Origin of the sequence: Natrinema sp. DC36 (genome assembly GCF_020405225.1) — an archaeon.
Taxonomy (GTDB): Archaea; Halobacteriota; Halobacteria; order Halobacteriales; family Natrialbaceae; genus Natrinema.
This window is the reverse complement of the sequence record NZ_CP084472.1, coordinates 2,577,867-2,593,898: the sequence shown is the minus strand read 5'-3', so window position 1 is coordinate 2,593,898 and position 16,032 is coordinate 2,577,867. Positions and strand designations below refer to the sequence as shown.

Genomic DNA, 16,032 nt, shown 5'->3' with positions numbered 1-16,032 from the left:
ATCCCCGTGTAGCGCCTAAAAGGATTTCGAAGCGACCCACCAGCGCGCCGGTGACCGAATCGGTTCGCATCGTCGCCGCTCGAGGGATCCCCTCGCGCTCGGGATCTGTTGCCCGCGGATGAGTAAGACGGCGGCCAGTGACGACTCAGGGCAGCGCGACCAGTCCACGCGGCGTCTGATCTTCGAATCCGTCGGGCCAGTCGACCCCCACTCGTTCCCACGAGTCGCCGAAGTCCCGCGTCAGGAAGAGTCCGCGATTGTTTACCGCGAAGACGACACCCGGCTCCCCGGTGGTCGCGAACACCGCTCGAACGACGCCCTCGCCGGTCGGCAGACCGCGCCCCTCGAGCCGTTCCCACGACGAATCGACGCCGTCCCTGCGATAGACGTGCGAATCCGCCCTGCTCGCGGTGTGGGCCGTCGACGCGCCGCTGGCGCTCGAGACCATGACGCGGTCGGGCTCGCCGGGATCGGGGACGACGGACCAGCAATACCGGTGCTCGAGGTCCGCCTGCGGCCGACGCCACGATTCGCCGCCGTCGTCGCTCTCGGCGTAGCCGTCGCCGGCCGCGGCGTAGAGTCGCCCCTCGCGATCGGGGTGGGTCGCGAGACTGTGATTGTCCCGCCGAGAACCGGCGGGCCGCTCGTGCCACGTGTCGCCGTCGTCGGGGGTGTAGACGAACGCGCCGGCCTCGATCCCCACGTAGAGGCGGTCGGGATCGAACGGGTCGACCGCGAGCCAGCGGACGTGGTGGGTGTCCGGCCGCGGCGGGAAGTACCACTCGTCGGCCGAGGGGAGGTCGAGTAGTCCCGAGAGACGGGTCCAGGAGTCGCCACCGTCGCGGGAGCGGTAGACGCGGCTGGGTTCGGTACCGGCGTAGACGACCTGCGGATCGTGCGGGCTGATCGTCACCGACATCACGGGATCGCTCTCACGGCCGACAGTCCCGTTGCCCTCGTCTCCCTGAACGCCCGCTGGCCCCTCGGCCACGAATTCGGTCTCGAGGCGAGCGAACGTCTCGCCGCCGTCAGTGCTTCGGAACAGGCCGTCGTCGACCGTCCCGACGACGGAGCGAGCCGGTGCGTCGGGGGCCGCCGCGACGCACTCGAGACGGCTCCCCTCGAGTCGCGTCGTCGTGACCCACCGGTCGGGCTCGATTCCGTCGCTCGGACAGACGAGCAGTCGATCTCGAAGTGCGACGAGGACCGTCACCATACCGGAGCTACCGGAGTGTGTCGGATATACTATCGGGTACGCGTCAGTCGCCGCGAATGACGCCGAACCGCCCGCGGAACGCCGCTCGTGTCGATTCGCCACTCCGTCGAGTCCGCGGATATCGGTCCGCTATTCGGATCTCACTCGTGTCAACGAATGTGCCAATTCACTAATGAGCGAGGTTGAGAAACCGTAAACGAGTTCGATGGGGACACTCACTCGTCGCCCGATCGATTCCGTCCGAAGAAATGCAGTGACGCTCGTCGGTCTCGGGCTGCTCGGAATCGTCGGTGCGTACGCGTTGACGGTCGGCGGCCCGTACGACCTCCTCGCGCTCGAGTTGGCACTGCCGACGGTGATCGGTGGCGGGCACGTCTGGTACGGACTCCGATCTCACGACGACGTTGAGGGGGTCGATCGGGCGAGTATCGTTACGATCTGTTCGTGTCTCTGTGGAATCGTGTTCGCGTTCTTCTGTCTGTGCAGTATCTATCTCTTCTCGCTTCGGATGGGGATAGATGTCACCGGCGGATTGATGCAGCCGGTACTCATCTCGTTGAGCGTCGGCCTCGGTCTCGGAATCGTCCTCGGTCACGTCTACGTCGAATTCGCACAGCACTACCGCGAGAACAAACGGCTCTCGCGGGCCATCGACGCCTCGATGGACGGCATCGCAGTCGTCGTCGACGGTCGTCACGTCTACATCAACGACGCGTACGCCGCGCTCTACGGACTGCAGGACGAGTCCGCCCTCGCGGAGCGACCGTGGCACACGGTGTACACGAGCGAGTCACAACGCCGAGTCGAACGGGAGGTCGTCCCTGCACTGTCCGATCGGAGCTACTGGCGGGGGATGTTAACCGGCAAGCGAACGGACGGCACGACGTTTCCACAGGACGTGACGGTGAGCACCCTCGAAGACGGATACGTCGTCGTGGTCCGGGACGTGACCGACCAACGGGACCGCGAACAGCGCATTCAGGTGCTCAACCGAGTGCTCCGGCACAACCTCCGGAACACGTTTACCGTTATCCGTGGCCACGCGAACCTCATCGCCGATCGGTCCCCCGAACTCGAGCGGCGACACGTCCGCCCGATCCGCGAAGAGATCGACGACCTGCTCACGACGGCCGACAAAGCTCGCAGCGTCGAACGAGCGCTCGATCGACACGGGAACGCCGACGTGATCGAGGCCGCCGAGGCGGTCCGACGGGTCGCCGATCGGGCACGAGCGTCCTATCCGGACGCCGCAATTGTCTCCCGGATCGAGATCGCCGAGCGCGGATCAGCGACGACCATCAACGACGTCGTGATCGACGCGCTCACCGAACTCGTCGACAACGCGATCGAGCACAACACGACGGGGCGATCAGCCGACGGACGCGGCGCAACGTCCGACCGCGCCGCTGACGGACCGACCGTCGAAATCACCGTCCGGACCGTCGAGTCCGACGACTCGTCGCGGCTCGAGTTTACGGTAACCGACAACGGGCCGGGAATTCCGGCGACCGAACGGCGGACGATCCTCGGCGGCCGAGAAACGCCGCTGGAACACGGCTCCGGGCTCGGACTGTGGCTCGTCAACTGGATCGTCAACACGACCGGTGGTGAACTCTCCTTCGCTGACCCCCTCAAGAACGGAACGACGGTTCGCCTTTCGTTCCCGATCGCGAGGGATGCGACAACGGATCCGTCACCGATGCAGAGACGGTGATCGAGGCGCGTGCACGCCGTGCGATGTGACGGCACGAGCGTTCATCGGGACGGACCTGTCGGCGTCGGATCGCGTTCTGGTTCCGTCTCCATGCGGTTGGTATTCCCGATGAGCGTCGACATGAGCCGGGCTTCGATCCGGCGGAGGTGCTGCCCAACGGTTCCCGCAGAACAGTCGAGTCGGACGGCGATGTCCTCGTAGGTCACCTGTCGCGGCTCCTCGTAGTACCCCTCCTCGACCGCGACGCGCAACACTTCCCGCTGGCGGTCCGTGAGCTCGGTGAACGGCCGTTCGTCGGACGGATCGTACGTTCCGAGGCGCTCGATTTCGACATCGACGAGCGACCGAGTTTCCTCGATGACACGACGCAGCGCTTCCTCGCGACCGATCTCCGAGACGCGAAGACACCGATTCTCCGGGCCCGTGTACTCGAGCGGGTAGTCCAGCAACACGGCGTGTCGGTTGTGGATCGCGAGCAACTCCAGCGTGAGGTCGCTGGGCCGATAGTGCAACTGCAGGATCGTCGTTTCACCGGCGTCGGTGAGCTGATAGTCGACGACTTCCGGCCCGGTCTCCGCTAACGCGCGTTCGACGGCCGCTCTGTCCCCTCGAACTATCTTTTGCGTGATGATCGTTCCATCGTTGAGCTGATCGATGTTTCGGATGGATTCGAACGTGACCCCCAGCTCGCGGAGACGCTCCGCGCCCCGATCGAAGTATCCCCGCGGCGGTGTGAGAACGTATGTCACGTATCGCATGACTTCCGATTACAAGACTCTCATAGAAAACAGTTATGGTCGTTCATTAGTTAATTGAATAACAGAACTCTGTATTGTAAAATAGAATTCGGTTAAAACACTGGTAACAAGACGAGGTATATAGTCGCTTCCGATGTCGGTCTCGGGGAGCGAGAACAACCGAGGACGGATGAGAAACTGATCGCCGCGGCTCTCGACGAGCGGTCCGGTTTCGACGAGCGGCGACGAAGCCGAATTCGACGCGCGACGACGGACGACCCCGAACCGCCGCTACGACGCTTCCGTGTAGTACGGCCAGTACAGCGACCGGCCCGCCTTTACAAGCGGCCAGAGTGGACTACAGCCCCGCTCCCAGACGAGGACCGGGACGGGGCTACCGCCGAACCCCTCCTTGAACCGATAGACGCCGTCCTCGAAGTTCGTGTTCGTGCTCCCGAAGTCGTACGTCTCGTAGCCGTGCTCGATTCCCCACTGGAAGACGTGATCGTAGAGCAGTTCCGACGCGTGATCGTCGAAGTATTCCCGAGGAACGGCGGCGAAAAACCCGTGGACCGTCTCGTGCTCGTCGTCGAGCAACTCGAGCATCCCGCCGGCGTACTCGCCGTCGATCCGGATCGTGAGCAAGAGGAGGCGATCGTCCATCGCCTGCAGTTCGTCGAAAAACGAAAACGGATACACCGCTCCGTCGACGCGGTCCATGACGCCTTCGTAGGTCCGGTGAAACCGCCGCAGATTCTCCCGCGTGATCTCCTCCTCGACCACCTCGTAGTCGATGTCCTGCCCGTGTTCGATCCCCCGCCGCCGCGTTCGGCTCATCCCCTCGAGGAGCTCGTCGTAGCTCCTGGTGAGATCGAGCAGAAATCGACACTCCCGCCGGTAGGGCCGATAGCCGTGTGACTGCAGAGCGTCGTTGTACCGCAGATAGCTCATATCGAGGCCCCGGATCTGGTGGACGATCGTCCGTCCGCGACAGAGCCGCGGGATCGCTTCGATCACGCGCTCGAGGGTGTCTTCCGTATCCGTCGGGAGCAACGGCCCGCCGAAGCCCGGATAAAGCGACGACAACCGATCGAACGGCGTCTTCTCGATCCCGACGACGAAGTTGGGCATGCCGCCGATCGTGTTCCCGTCTTTGGTGACAACGAGATGTCGCGGCGTGTACCCCAACCCCGTCTCGATCGCCTCGAGCCACTCGTAGCGATGGAAGACGCTCCCGCGACTCGAGCGCTCGACGATCCCGTTCCACTGCGATTTCCCCACGTCCCGCACCGAATCGACGACGTCCACCTCGAGACTCGACTCCTCGGTCTCCGCGGATCGCCCGTACCGATTCGCGAACTGCGATCCGATTCGATGGAGTCTCGAGCGACTGTTGCCGCCGGTCTGTTGGGCCATTGCCCGAACCCAATACGGGTTTCCTCTTTGGTAGTCCGCCCATTACTCATCGGTTGGAGATCGTAACGACTCCCAACCGATAACACAGCCACGTCGTCGGTCGGTAGGCGCTTGATATCCGTCCGCTCGAGCGCCGACGTTCGGGCCGCCGCCCCGATTCGATGCCGGCAGCCGCCTGAAGCGACGTGCTCGGCTCGATCTCGAGGAACGCGGAGAACTCGAACGACGATGCCGCTTTCCTGCGTAGTAAAGGGAGCCGCGTCTCACTCCAGATTGACCAGCCGGCGTGCGGTGGCGCGCGCTGGGCCGCGGTGAATGGAAATGAACCGCGGCCTGACACTGCGCGAGGTCTTCGCGAACTTCATGAGCGAATGGCTTGGAAGACGCAAAGCGTCTTCCAGTGGATGAGCGAGCGACGCCAGGAGCGAGCGTTAGCGCGGGACCGTCGGTCCCGCGAACCATCCGAACGGACGCGAAGCGTCCGTGAGGAGAAATCGGTTGGGGAGGACGTGGCGATTCCCTGTCGCCACGATAGCAGGGCACTTCTCTCATCGAACTTACTACTGAGAATCCTGCTCAGTAAACTCGGCTACACACCGATCGCACAGCCGTCGTGCAATGCGGTGTGCACTGTGCACTGACTGCCAGTCGGTGCGAACGACGCTCGAGAACTCGTCTCTGCCGAATAGATTACGACGATTCCGACGTGACCCACGCTCGAGTCTCACCGTCGTCATCGATGTCGACCTGCGTCCCGACATCGTCGAACGTGACGCCGCCGTAGGCGACGCTGCTACCGGGGCCCGAGTAGATGCCGTCGGTACCGCAATCCGCCGCTCGAGCGGTGGTGAGCGTTACGTCGACGTTCTCTCGGAATCGGAACGCCTGATCGTCCGACCCTCTCGCAGTTACGTTGCTCATCTTCAGGTCGTCCATGTCGTCGAAGATGATCGCGTTCGTGAACGGGCCGTCGACGACGACGTTCGAGATCGCAGCGCCGTCGAATCCGGCGGCGTACAGCCCCGATCCGGCAGCCAGATCGCGGCCGTCGGTCCTGATCGTCGTGTTACTGATCGTCAGCTCTCGCCGGCCGCTCTCGACGTGCCCCAGCGTGATACCCCTCGCATTGTCGATACACGAGACGCCGTCGATCGTCAGATCCGCGACCGCCTCGTCGGGGTCGGCCCTGATCGCCGTATACTCGCAGCCGGTGATATAGCCGTCCGTGATCGTGATCGACTCGTTGCTGCCGTGGTGGAGGTGAACGCCGTGCTCCGGGCTGTTCACGGGATCGATCTCGAAGTTCGTGAGGGTGCAGTTCCGGGTCGGGGTGTCGTCGTCCTCGACGAGCGTATACTCGCTCCCGTCCCATACGCCGTTCCAGGATGCCCCCGGATACTGCGCGTCGAACTGCACCGGCGCATCCGACCCGCTCTCGCCGCCTCGAGTCGCCCAGTAGCCGTCCACGACGACGTTTTTCGACGAGACGACGTCGATATGATGATTGTAGGTGTGGTCGCCGTAGATGTTCTCCAATCGGACGGTCGCCGCGTGCGCGGGCATGATCCCGGTCGTCTTCGGCGTGTCTATTCGGACGTTGCACACGCCCCAGTTCGACGCGCCGTCGTATCCCGTCGCGTCGAAGCCCCTGTTGGAGAGGAGCGCCTTGCCTTCCTCACCGTCGGGCCGCGTCCCCTCGAAAACCGTCGAACGACCCGCACCCATGACGATCGTATCGTCGCCCACCAGCGGCGTCCGCTCGAGCAGGTATCGACCCGGCGGGAAGTAGACGATCCCGCCGCCGGCCTTGGCCACGGTTTTGAGGAGTTCGTGGACAGCCTCGCCGACCTCGGTTTCTCCGTCGCCCTCGATCCCGTGGGCCTCGACGTTCCACACGGGGGTCTCCGCGGTCCGCGCGTGGACCACGTCTGTCGCCTCGAAGTGGCTCGTCCCCGGAACCGGTTGCTCGGCGCTTCCCCGCCCGCCGAAATAGCACCAGTCCTCGCTCGAGGCGTCCCACCGCCAGGTGATCTCCTGATCGGTCGCGTGGTATAGTTCGTCGTCGTACTCGCCGGTCGACGGACGCTCGGCGATCGGCCCGTGGACGATCGCGTGCTCGTCGACCGCCTCGACCGTGTCGGTGTGGTCCCACTCCTCGCCCTCGTCGAACGTTCCCAGCTCGAGCCGCGGTGTCTCATCGGCCACGCTTATTCGCCCCCGTAGCCCCGTCCGTACGCCGTTCCGTAGCCGGATATCGCGGCCTCGCTGTTGGTACACCCGGCGAACGTAACGCACGCGCCCGACACCGCGAGGAGGACGTCCCGTCGCTGTAGCGCTGAACCATTCATATCGGCTGACTCTCTCGATATCATATAAAAATGGTCATGTAATAGGTGCGTCGGCCGTGCTCGGACTCGTAGCGTGATGCCGGCTCGAGATCGGCTTGACTTGGCGGTTACCGCTCGCGTGTCCCGACCGACTCGCCGGACAGTCTCGAGATTCTGACGCGCTACGTATGGCCTCACGGAATTTTAGGCCGAGCGTCGGCTTGACCCTACGGTTTCGACGCATACAATCCAAGCATCTCCTGCTGGGTGTCAGCATCGGTGTGGCTGTCTTGTGGCGCGGGACGCCTGAACGAACTTTCGTATGTCGTCGCAAGCACTCACCACCGCTTTCGTCTTATTGCAGTCGTCGGAGTCGGCTGCGCGTTCGATCGCGTCTCGTCGGTTCGCATAGTCTCCGTCGGGTCTGATTCGCATACTCAGACACACGACACCCGAAATCCTCGTTTTTTCGGCTCACTAGACGGTCCATTTCGGCCCACAATCGGCGGAACGTATCGTCATCCAGAAAAGAACGCGGTCTCAACCGACCAAACGACTCGAGATATGCACACGAGGGTTCACGTCTCGTGTGCATATTTGAGGAACGGGATTTGTCGACGAGTAACCAAATGCAGTCACATCGAAGCCTGTTTCTCAGAGTTCTATTCAGGTGAAATCTGCATGGATCTCGCAGTCAGTAGAGAGACAGCAGTGTACGGCCTTTTCAGTGAAATAGTCATCTGTGAAATATAATTCAGATGAAGAACCCTCACCTTGATAACCAGTTCGTGAATATTCGGAAAGCAACATAAGAGAAAGAGTTTTTCGCCATCTCCGAATTGTATTTCTCCGCGTAGGAAGTATCCATTAATCCTCCGACGTTGCCATACTGATACCGTGTTCGATAGTGATTGAAATACTGTTGGTGAAAGAATTGAAATGTGTGATTGATGCAGTCATCCCGTTGGCCTGGGCCGTGACATCGTATTCTTTCCCGTCTGCGAGGACACCCCGATAGGTCACGATATCGTTTGACGGTATAGGGAGGATATCGTAGACGGCACCGTTATCTGAGTGATCGCTGACCGTTACTTGAACGTCAACATCCTCGTTAAGTTGATTGGAGAGGACGAGATCAGCTGACGGCCTGTGACTCTTCTGGAAGCTAATCTCATCCCAATTAATTGTAAACACAAACTCGTCATTCGAAGACCTGCTCGGTCGTAGTGTCTGTTCTGTCTCCTTTCCATCAGCCGACACTGAAAGAGTGTACGGTTCTGAGTCTCTGTTGTACGAACCCATTGGGAAGAAACTTCTGATCACCCTCTTGTCTCCCGGTTCCACGGTGATGTTCTCTTCCACCGTCGTCCCCTCGGCATCAGTGACTGAAACATCCACATCTACTGGTTTGTTCAGTTGATTTTGAATCGTGACGACGTAGACGCTCTCTATTTCCTTGAATTGTGTACGGTCTGCATCACTTGGAATATTGTGAGTTGATTGAATAGTTCCGAGACATCCGGAAGCTGTACCAATTGCAACTAGGCTGCCACAAACGAGGAATTTACGCCGTCTCATTGGATATAATAGTATCTAAGATGTCTTAAACATTGACAGCAAAAAAGTCAGTTGTTATAAACGATTATCGGGTAGCATCCAATTTCGGAAAGCCGGGCACACCACGCGACCAGCGCGCTCGTCGTCTCGTCGATTCCGCGCTCGGCGGCCTGGAACTGACTCGAGCTACTCATCACACAGAACGGTGGACCCAACGGAAGACTTCGTCTTCCGAGCCTTTACTCGCTGTGCTCGCAAAAATGTCGGGATTTGAATCCAGAGGTAGACGGTCGCTCGCTCCGCTCGCGCTGCGACTTCCAGGGCTTCAAATCCCTCCTCGACGATAATTTGCGCCGCTCGAGAATTTGCTCGCGGCGCAAAATAGTGGACTCGTCGGGATTTGAACCCGAGGCCTCTTCCTTGCGAAGGAAGCGATCTACCACTGATCTACGAGCCCTCGCACGTTCATACCCTCGGTTTCTATTTGAGGCTTGTGTTTCGGGGACGGAACGGGACACGGCACCACGGTGGTGGTCGGCTGTCAGTGTCGTGAGCCGGGCTCACTGTGGCGGCGTCCCCACTCAGTCCCAGCCGTCGTCGCACTGGACTCGAGCCCGCTCACAAATCGACGACAGCAGCAGTAGACCCGTAATTCCGCTCCTGCCAAACGGTTCGTGCTCGAGCACGCAGTCCCGCGAAGAGTCCGACCGACCGCGCGATCACACGGCGAGCACGCGAGCGCGTCCGGCGACAACCCCGACCAGGAACCCCGCGAAGTGAGCGATCAGCGCCACGCCGGGCGAAGCGGTCGCGAGGGTAACCGCGGTTGCGAGCCCGACGATGACGAGGATCGACACCCACTGCGGGACGTCGACGAACGAGGCCAGCCCGCTCGAGAGCCGATTCGACGCGACGAGATAGCCCAGCAGCGCGAAGACGGCCCCGCTGGCACCGAGGACGCCCGCCGTCGGCGCGATGGGAACGAAGGGCATCGCCGCGAGCAGCCCCGTGAGAACGATCTGGGCCACGCCCGCGATCGCGCCCGTTATCGCGACGAAGACGTGAAAGCGGAGCCGCGTCGTCGCCCGCGCGACCGGCCAGCCGAAGACGATCAGCGAGAGGCTGTTCGAAACGAGGTGGCCCAGCCCGTCGTGGGCGTAGACGCTCGTCACGATCGTCCACGGATCGGTCGAAAGCGGCGGCCTGAGGACGAACAACCCACCCATCACGCCCACGGCGTAGGTGATGCCCTGAATGACGAACACGAGTACAAAGATGACGAGCACCTCGAGGATCGGACTCCCCGATCCCGTCTGCGTGCCGTCGTTCCCGTCGGAATCGGGCTGCAGGTAGGTGTTCGACTGTGATCGTGACCGCGAGCGCCGCGCCATACGAGCGACTGCCACGGCGACCGACAAAAGTCCCGCCGCTTTCCGAGACGACGAGGGGTACAAATAGCGAGTCGGTCTCGAGCAGACTCGCCGCTTCGGGCCGCGCAGCTATCGCTGGCGGACTACTCGAAAGCGACAAAAATGGTATATAACTCGTCCGTAAGTCGGAACCGAAACCGACCTCAGTCTTCGAGGACGATCTCGATCGAGACGTCGTTCGGCACCTGAATGCGCATGAGCTGGCGGAGTGCGCGTTCGTCGGCGTCCAGATCGATCAGGCGCTTGTGGACGCGCATCTCCCAGTGCTCCCACGTCGCGGTGCCCTCGCCGTCGGGCGACTTCCGGGTCGGCACCTCGAGGGTCTTCGTCGGCAGCGGGATCGGACCGCTCAGGTTGACGCCGGTGTTGTTCGCGATCTCGCGGACGTCGTCGCAGATGTTGTCGAGGTCGTCTGGACTCGTGCCCGCGAGTCGAACGCGTGCTTGCTGCATTTATTGCTTCTCGTGAACTTCGAGGACCTTTCCGGCGGCGATGGTCTGACCCATGTCGCGGATGGCGAAGCTCCCGAGTTCGGGGATCTCGCTGGACGGCTCGATGCTGAGGGGCTTTTGCGGTCGGATGGTGACCACGGCAGCGTCACCCGACTGGATGAAGTCGGGGTTCTCCTCGGCGACTTCGCCGCTTGCGGGGTCCATTTTCTTGTCGATGGACTCGATCGTACAGGCGACCTGCGCCGTGTGAGCGTGGAAGACCGGGGTGTAGCCGGCCGTGATCACGCTGGGGTGCTGCATGACGACGATCTGCGCCTGGAACGTCTCGGCGACGCTCGGCGGGTCGTCGGCGGGGCCACAGACGTCACCGCGGCGGATGTCGTCCTTGCCGATGCCGCGGACGTTGAATCCGACGTTGTCACCGGGCTCTGCTTTGGGCACCTCTTCGTGGTGCATCTCGATCGTCTTGACTTCGCCGCCCACGTCGCTGGGCTGGAAGGAGACGTTGTCGCCGGTGTTCAGGAGACCGGTCTCGATACGTCCGACGGGGACGGTACCGATGCCGGAGATGGTGTAGACGTCCTGAATCGGGAGTCGGAGCGGCGCGTCCGTCGGTGGCTCCGGCTCCGGCAGGCTGTTGAGGGCCTCGAGCAGGATCTCGCCGTCGTACCACGGCGTGTTGTCGGAGCGCTCGGCGATGTTGTCGCCCTCGAACGCCGAGATCGGGATGAACGAGGCGTCGTCGGTGTTGAACTGAACCTGCTTGAGCAGTTGCTCGACTTCCTCGACGACGTCGTCGTACGTCGACTCCTCGTAGTCGACGATGTCCATCTTGTTGATGCCGACGATGAGTTCGTCGATACCGAGGGTTCGAGCCAGGAAGACGTGTTCCTGGGTCTGGGGCGCGACACCGTCGTCGGCGGCGACGACGAGGACGGCGTTGTCCGCCTGGGATGCGCCCGTGATCATGTTCTTCACGAAGTCGCGGTGGCCAGGACAGTCGACGATGGTGAAGTCGTACTCGTCGGTCGAGAACTCCTGGTGGGCGATGTCGATGGTGACACCACGCTCTCGCTCTTCGGCGAGGTTGTCCATGACGTAGGCGAACTCGAAGCCGCCCTTGCCCTTCTCTTCTGCTTCTTCGCGGTGCTGTTCGATGACGTGCTCGGGTACGCTCCCCGTTTCGTAGAGGAGTCGTCCCACGAGCGTACTCTTCCCGTGGTCAACGTGACCGATGATGGCCAGGTTCTGGTGTTGGTCGCTCATTGTTGTAGCTCACGCGCTGAGGCGCTTATATCGGTCTCTTTGGCTCGTTGCGGTTAAAACCATTTCGAAAGCGTATTCAGCCGATCCCGCCGCCGTCTTGCGGTTTGGCTAGCATTCACACGCCACGGCACGTTCGGCAGCGGAGGGCGGGGTGGAAGATAGGCCCTGAGAGCGGCGATTCTCGCTCGAGCGAGCGCCGAACTCCTGGCGCGCGATTCCGGTACCCTGCCGAGATGGATCCGTTTGCAGTTGTTACCCTAACCCGTTATTCTCGGCGGCCGCGCTTGGTCTCCGCGTCCGAATCTCCGAACGAGAACCGGGCCGAATACCGAGAGATGACAGAAGAGAGCAGCGAACGAACGACGACTACAGCGGCGGCAGTCGACCGACGTCCGAGAGGACCGCCGTGGCCGTCTCCGGACCGCCGGCACCGCGGCCGCTCGAGTGGAGCGATCCCGCATTACGGGTCTCGATCTGGACGATGTTTCGCGTGCCGGTCACGGCCAGCGCGCCGTTTTCGGGGACGAGTCGCGGACCGACGCGGATACCGTCGCGCGTGGCCTCCCCGATGAGCCGGATCGTGCGGCCGTCCTCGGCTGCGAGGTCGAGTGCACTGCCCGGAATCGATTGAATTCCCTCGACCGTTGCGTCCTCGAGCGCGAAGCCGCCGTCGGCCAGCACGTTCGCGAGGATGACGAACTTGAGGGCGGCGTCGGTGCCGTCGACGTCGAAGGTTGGATCGGCCTCGGCGACGCCCAGGTCCTGAGCCTCGGCGAGAACGTGCTCGTAGTCGAGCCCTTCGGCGGCCATCCGGGTGAGGATGAAGTTCGCGGTGCCGTTGAGGACGCCACGAACCGCGGTGACGGCCTGTGGCGTGCAGTCGTCGATCGTCGAGAGCACCGGAATCGCGCCGCCGACGGTCGCCTCGAACCGAACCGAGCCCGCGTGCTCGGCCTCGAGCGCACGCAACTCTTCGTAACGCTCGGCGACCGGCCCCTTGTTCGCCAGCACGACGTGACGGTCGGCCTCGAGCGCGCGCGTGACGTGCGAGAAACCGGGCTCGGCGTCGCCGAGCGTCGTCGGCGTCGCTTCGACCAGTACGTCGTAGCCCGCGTCGAAGACGGCCTCGGGATCGGCGGTGCCGACGGGTTCGCCGCCGACCTTGCGCTCGAGGGCGTCCTGGACGGCGATGCCGTCCGAATCGACCGCGGCGCTGGTGGAGTCGGCGAGCGCGACGACCTCGTGGCCGTATTCGGCCACGAGATCGGCCACGGAGCGGCCGACGTCACCGGCGCCGAGAATCGCGAGCTCCATCAGGCCTCACCTCCGAGCAGCGGTTCGACGACAGTTAGCTCCTTGTCCGTCCCGATCGCGCGGATGGCTGCGAGCGCCTCCGTGGACCGCCCGGAGTTGACCGCGAGTCGCGCTCGAGCGCTCGCGACGGCTTCGGTCCCGTCGGGCGCGGCCAGCGAGAGGTCTTCCACGACGGCGTTGGCCTCGTCCTCGATTCGCGAGAGCGTGTTCGAGAGGTCGGTTTCCACGAGGTGGCCGATCAGGATGACGTTCATCTCCTCGCCGTAGTGCTCTTCGCCGGCCTGGATGACGTTGACGCCGGTGTCGCGCAGCGCCTCGACGATGCCGTCGAACCGGTCGGGCGGGCACTCGATGTCGACCTCGACGGGAATATGCCCGCGAGGCGTGATGTTGCCGCGTTCGTGGTGGATGCTCAACAGATTGCCGCCGTTGTCGGCGATCGGCGCGAGCGCGCGAAGCAACTCGCCGGGTTCGTCGACGAGTTCGAGCCGGACGGTATAGGCGCGGACGCCGCCGTCGGTCTCGGCGTCGGGGTTGTCGTCGTCGGGTTCGGGTACGTCACCCATCGACGGCACCTCCTGCCTGCGGGCGTCTACTCGTCGTCATAGTATCTGATGTCCGTACGGGGCGCGTAAAAGGATATAGGACTTGCCAAAACTAGCCGTCCCTGTCAACGATGGCCACACGCCCACGACCGCTCGAGCGAGGCTCGTCCCGATGAACCTCAAAGGTGATCTTTCCCCGGGTTCGACGATCCCCAGTCGCCGCGGCCGCCCTCGGTCCGGTCGACGCCCATGATCGATTCGGGCTGGTCGGGGCCGCCGAGGCTGTCGCGCGCGTCGGGCACCCGGATCGTCACCTCGCTAATCTCGGGCCACGTGATGAGTTCGGCCTCGATGTTGCCCGTCGTCACGTCGCTGACCGAACAGCCCTTGCAGCCGCCGCCGAGTTCGATGACGACCTCGCCGGTCTCGGGATCGGCCGCGCGCACCGCGCTGGTTCCGCCGTGCATCTGGATGATCGGCATCTCGCGGGCCAACCACTTCTCGACGCGTTCCCGCAGCGACGGCTCGTCCTCGGAGTCACTCATGCGTCGTGCTAGGAACTCGAACGGTGAATAAGTTCGGTCGCGCCGCCGAAATCCGGCGAATTAATCCTGAACGTTTCCGCAGCGTCGGCGCAGCCACTCGAGTGCGACCCCGCTGCCAATGACCCCGGCGAGGCCGGTGAAGCCGGGGATCGGATCGTCGGTGTCTGCACTCTCGTTCTCGCCGGGTCCGGGTCCGGTACCGGTATCGTTCGTCTCGTTGCCGTCCGTCGTCCAGGTGGCGGGATCTCGCAACGACGGCGGGTCGGCTTGTTCGCCGGCCCCGATCGGAAACGTGTAGAGTGCCCCCTCGAGCGACGTGTTCGGAATCGCCTCGGTGCTGCTCGCGAGGAACGTTTCCCCGGGTTCGATGACGCGGGCCGTCCAGAATCCCGTCGTCCCGGGATCGCGCCACCAGGCAAGTCGTTCGGGGGCGGTGGGATCGGTAACGTCGTGGATCATCACGCCGGCTCGATACCACGACGAGTAGAGCGTTTCGTTGCGAAGCTCGAAGTTGTGCGACGTCGTCCACGTGCCGCCGCGATAGGTCTCGTCGGCCGTCCGCGGCGCGTCGATCGATCCCTGCTGTATCGGATCCTCGGGATCGGTCACGTCGTAGAGATCGATCCCACCGGGCCGATCGGGGTCCTCGCCCCCCGTCGACCACGCTTCCCGGCCGATCGCCAGCAGGTCGCCGGTGTCGTCGACCGCGGCGTAGTGGTCGTTTCCCGGGAGCCCCTTCGTGGCCGCATCGGAGTCGGCGATCCCGCGTTGTTCCTCAAGGGACGTCTGTGCGACGTGAGAAACGTACGCCGGTTCGGTCGGATCGCTGACATCGACCAGGTAGGTTCCGGCGTTCCAGTGGGCGAGATACGCGGTCTCGTCCTGGACGTAGACGTCGTGGAGCTGGCGGGGCGACCAGTCGATGTCGCGCCAGCCAGGCTCGCGCTCGAGCAGCGACCAGTAGCCGAGCTGCGTGATCCCGTCGCCACCGACGTCGTAAATCACGAGCGGACTCTCCCGTTGTGTGTTCACGACGACGAACAGCAGATCGTCCTCGAGATAGCAGTTGTGGATGAAGAAATCGGTTTCGTGTGCGCCGGTCGAGACGGGGTTTTCGGGGTCGCTCACGTCATAGCAGCGAAAACCCATCACGCCGAAGCCGGGGTTTGCCGGGCCCGCGACGACCAATCGATCACCGTCGACGGCCACGTCGAGGATCTCGGTCAGGGTCGCCCCATCGATTTCGATGCCGCGTTTCTCGGCGAGAACCGTCGGTGTCGCGGGATCGCTCACGTCGATGGACGCGAATCCGGTCGTCGCCGCGACGTACGCGGTCTCGCCGTCGTCACCGACGACGGCTTCCGCGGCACCGGTAACGGGAACCCGACCGAGCGGTTCGTACGTCCCCTGAACGGCCCCACCGCTCGAGCCGGTCGCTGCCGCCGGACTCGAAAGGGACAGGGCGAGACCGGCACCGCCGGTCGCTCGGAGGAACGCTCTCCGATTCATAATT

General features: G+C 63.1%; 14 protein-coding genes and 1 tRNA gene. 1 reads left to right on the top strand and 14 read right to left on the bottom strand.

The window, feature by feature from the left end; translation table 11 throughout:
• Nucleotides 1-145: 145 nt before the first annotated feature.
• Nucleotides 146-1,216 carry a hypothetical protein gene (locus LDH74_RS13520; protein WP_226039239.1) on the bottom strand — a complete coding sequence of 357 codons (1,071 nt, stop codon included), beginning with the start codon at nt 1,214-1,216 and terminating at the stop codon, nt 146-148.
• A 253-nt stretch (nt 1,217-1,469) separates the two neighbouring features.
• Between LDH74_RS13520 and LDH74_RS13515 the strand changes: the two genes are divergently transcribed.
• On the top strand, nt 1,470-2,930 hold the full coding sequence (locus LDH74_RS13515; protein WP_226039238.1) for a PAS domain-containing sensor histidine kinase: 1,461 nt from the start codon (nt 1,470-1,472) through the stop codon (nt 2,928-2,930).
• A 41-nt stretch (nt 2,931-2,971) separates the two neighbouring features.
• On the opposite strand, the gene LDH74_RS13510 is transcribed toward LDH74_RS13515, so the two are convergent.
• The 13 genes from LDH74_RS13510 to LDH74_RS13450 form a co-directional block, all read right to left on the bottom strand.
• Entirely contained in the window at nt 2,972-3,688 is a 717-nt protein-coding gene (locus tag LDH74_RS13510) for a helix-turn-helix domain-containing protein (protein WP_226039237.1), read from the bottom strand.
• A 270-nt stretch (nt 3,689-3,958) separates the two neighbouring features.
• Entirely contained in the window at nt 3,959-5,083 is a 1,125-nt protein-coding gene (locus LDH74_RS13505; RefSeq protein ID WP_226039236.1) for a GNAT family N-acetyltransferase, read from the bottom strand.
• Between the two features lie 690 nt (nt 5,084-5,773).
• Nucleotides 5,774-7,288, bottom strand: coding sequence for a glycoside hydrolase family 55 protein (locus LDH74_RS13500; RefSeq protein WP_226039235.1), 1,515 nt, complete (start codon nt 7,286-7,288; stop codon nt 5,774-5,776).
• Between the two features lie 2 nt (nt 7,289-7,290).
• Nucleotides 7,291-7,431, bottom strand: coding sequence for a hypothetical protein (locus tag LDH74_RS13495; RefSeq protein ID WP_176548170.1), 141 nt, complete (start codon nt 7,429-7,431; stop codon nt 7,291-7,293).
• A gap of 846 nt (nt 7,432-8,277) precedes the next feature.
• The gene (locus tag LDH74_RS13490; RefSeq protein ID WP_226039234.1) at nt 8,278-8,988 is read right to left on the bottom strand and encodes a hypothetical protein; all 711 of its coding nucleotides are present in this window, start codon (nt 8,986-8,988) and stop codon (nt 8,278-8,280) included.
• 364 nt (nt 8,989-9,352) lie between these two features.
• Nucleotides 9,353-9,424: transfer RNA gene (locus LDH74_RS13485), tRNA-Ala, on the bottom strand.
• A 262-nt stretch (nt 9,425-9,686) separates the two neighbouring features.
• The gene (locus LDH74_RS13480) at nt 9,687-10,358 is read right to left on the bottom strand and encodes a rhomboid family intramembrane serine protease (RefSeq protein ID WP_226039233.1); all 672 of its coding nucleotides are present in this window, start codon (nt 10,356-10,358) and stop codon (nt 9,687-9,689) included.
• Between the two features lie 182 nt (nt 10,359-10,540).
• Nucleotides 10,541-10,849 carry a 30S ribosomal protein S10 gene (rpsJ, locus tag LDH74_RS13475; RefSeq protein WP_008160457.1) on the bottom strand — a complete coding sequence of 103 codons (309 nt, stop codon included), beginning with the start codon at nt 10,847-10,849 and terminating at the stop codon, nt 10,541-10,543.
• The gene (tuf, locus tag LDH74_RS13470) at nt 10,850-12,115 is read right to left on the bottom strand and encodes a translation elongation factor EF-1 subunit alpha (protein ID WP_226039232.1); all 1,266 of its coding nucleotides are present in this window, start codon (nt 12,113-12,115) and stop codon (nt 10,850-10,852) included.
• A gap of 366 nt (nt 12,116-12,481) precedes the next feature.
• Nucleotides 12,482-13,429 (bottom strand): homoserine dehydrogenase, encoded by a 948-nt coding sequence (locus LDH74_RS13465; protein WP_226039231.1) that lies wholly within the window; start codon nt 13,427-13,429, stop codon nt 12,482-12,484.
• Nucleotides 13,429-13,995, bottom strand: a complete 567-nt coding sequence (locus tag LDH74_RS13460; RefSeq protein ID WP_226039230.1) for an amino acid-binding protein — start codon at nt 13,993-13,995, stop codon at nt 13,429-13,431. The genes LDH74_RS13465 and LDH74_RS13460 overlap by 1 nt, the downstream gene beginning before the upstream one ends.
• Nucleotides 13,996-14,153: 158 nt before the next feature.
• Complete coding sequence (locus LDH74_RS13455) at nt 14,154-14,519, bottom strand: NifU family protein (RefSeq protein WP_226039229.1); 366 nt, start codon at nt 14,517-14,519, stop codon at nt 14,154-14,156.
• 60 nt (nt 14,520-14,579) lie between these two features.
• Complete coding sequence (locus tag LDH74_RS13450) at nt 14,580-16,028, bottom strand: hypothetical protein (RefSeq protein WP_226039228.1); 1,449 nt, start codon at nt 16,026-16,028, stop codon at nt 14,580-14,582.
• Nucleotides 16,029-16,032 lie beyond the last annotated feature (4 nt).

What these genes read in the sequence shown, in the direction of transcription:
- LDH74_RS13520 (WP_226039239.1), bottom strand. Translation starts at nt 1,216, where the DNA reads ATGGTGACGGTCCTCGTCGCACTTCGAGATCGACTGCTCGTCTGTCCG.
- LDH74_RS13510 (WP_226039237.1), bottom strand. Translation starts at nt 3,688, where the DNA reads ATGCGATACGTGACATACGTTCTCACACCGCCGCGGGGATACTTCGAT.
- LDH74_RS13505 (WP_226039236.1), bottom strand. Translation starts at nt 5,083, where the DNA reads ATGGCCCAACAGACCGGCGGCAACAGTCGCTCGAGACTCCATCGAATC.
- LDH74_RS13495 (WP_176548170.1), bottom strand. Translation starts at nt 7,431, where the DNA reads ATGAATGGTTCAGCGCTACAGCGACGGGACGTCCTCCTCGCGGTGTCG.
- LDH74_RS13490 (WP_226039234.1), bottom strand. Translation starts at nt 8,988, where the DNA reads ATGAGACGGCGTAAATTCCTCGTTTGTGGCAGCCTAGTTGCAATTGGT.
- LDH74_RS13480 (WP_226039233.1), bottom strand. Translation starts at nt 10,358, where the DNA reads ATGGCGCGGCGCTCGCGGTCACGATCACAGTCGAACACCTACCTGCAG.
- rpsJ (WP_008160457.1), bottom strand. Translation starts at nt 10,849, where the DNA reads ATGCAGCAAGCACGCGTTCGACTCGCGGGCACGAGTCCAGACGACCTC.
- tuf (WP_226039232.1), bottom strand. Translation starts at nt 12,115, where the DNA reads ATGAGCGACCAACACCAGAACCTGGCCATCATCGGTCACGTTGACCAC.
- LDH74_RS13465 (WP_226039231.1), bottom strand. Translation starts at nt 13,429, where the DNA reads ATGGAGCTCGCGATTCTCGGCGCCGGTGACGTCGGCCGCTCCGTGGCC.
- LDH74_RS13460 (WP_226039230.1), bottom strand. Translation starts at nt 13,995, where the DNA reads ATGGGTGACGTACCCGAACCCGACGACGACAACCCCGACGCCGAGACC.
- LDH74_RS13455 (WP_226039229.1), bottom strand. Translation starts at nt 14,519, where the DNA reads ATGAGTGACTCCGAGGACGAGCCGTCGCTGCGGGAACGCGTCGAGAAG.
- LDH74_RS13450 (WP_226039228.1), bottom strand. Translation starts at nt 16,028, where the DNA reads ATGAATCGGAGAGCGTTCCTCCGAGCGACCGGCGGTGCCGGTCTCGCC.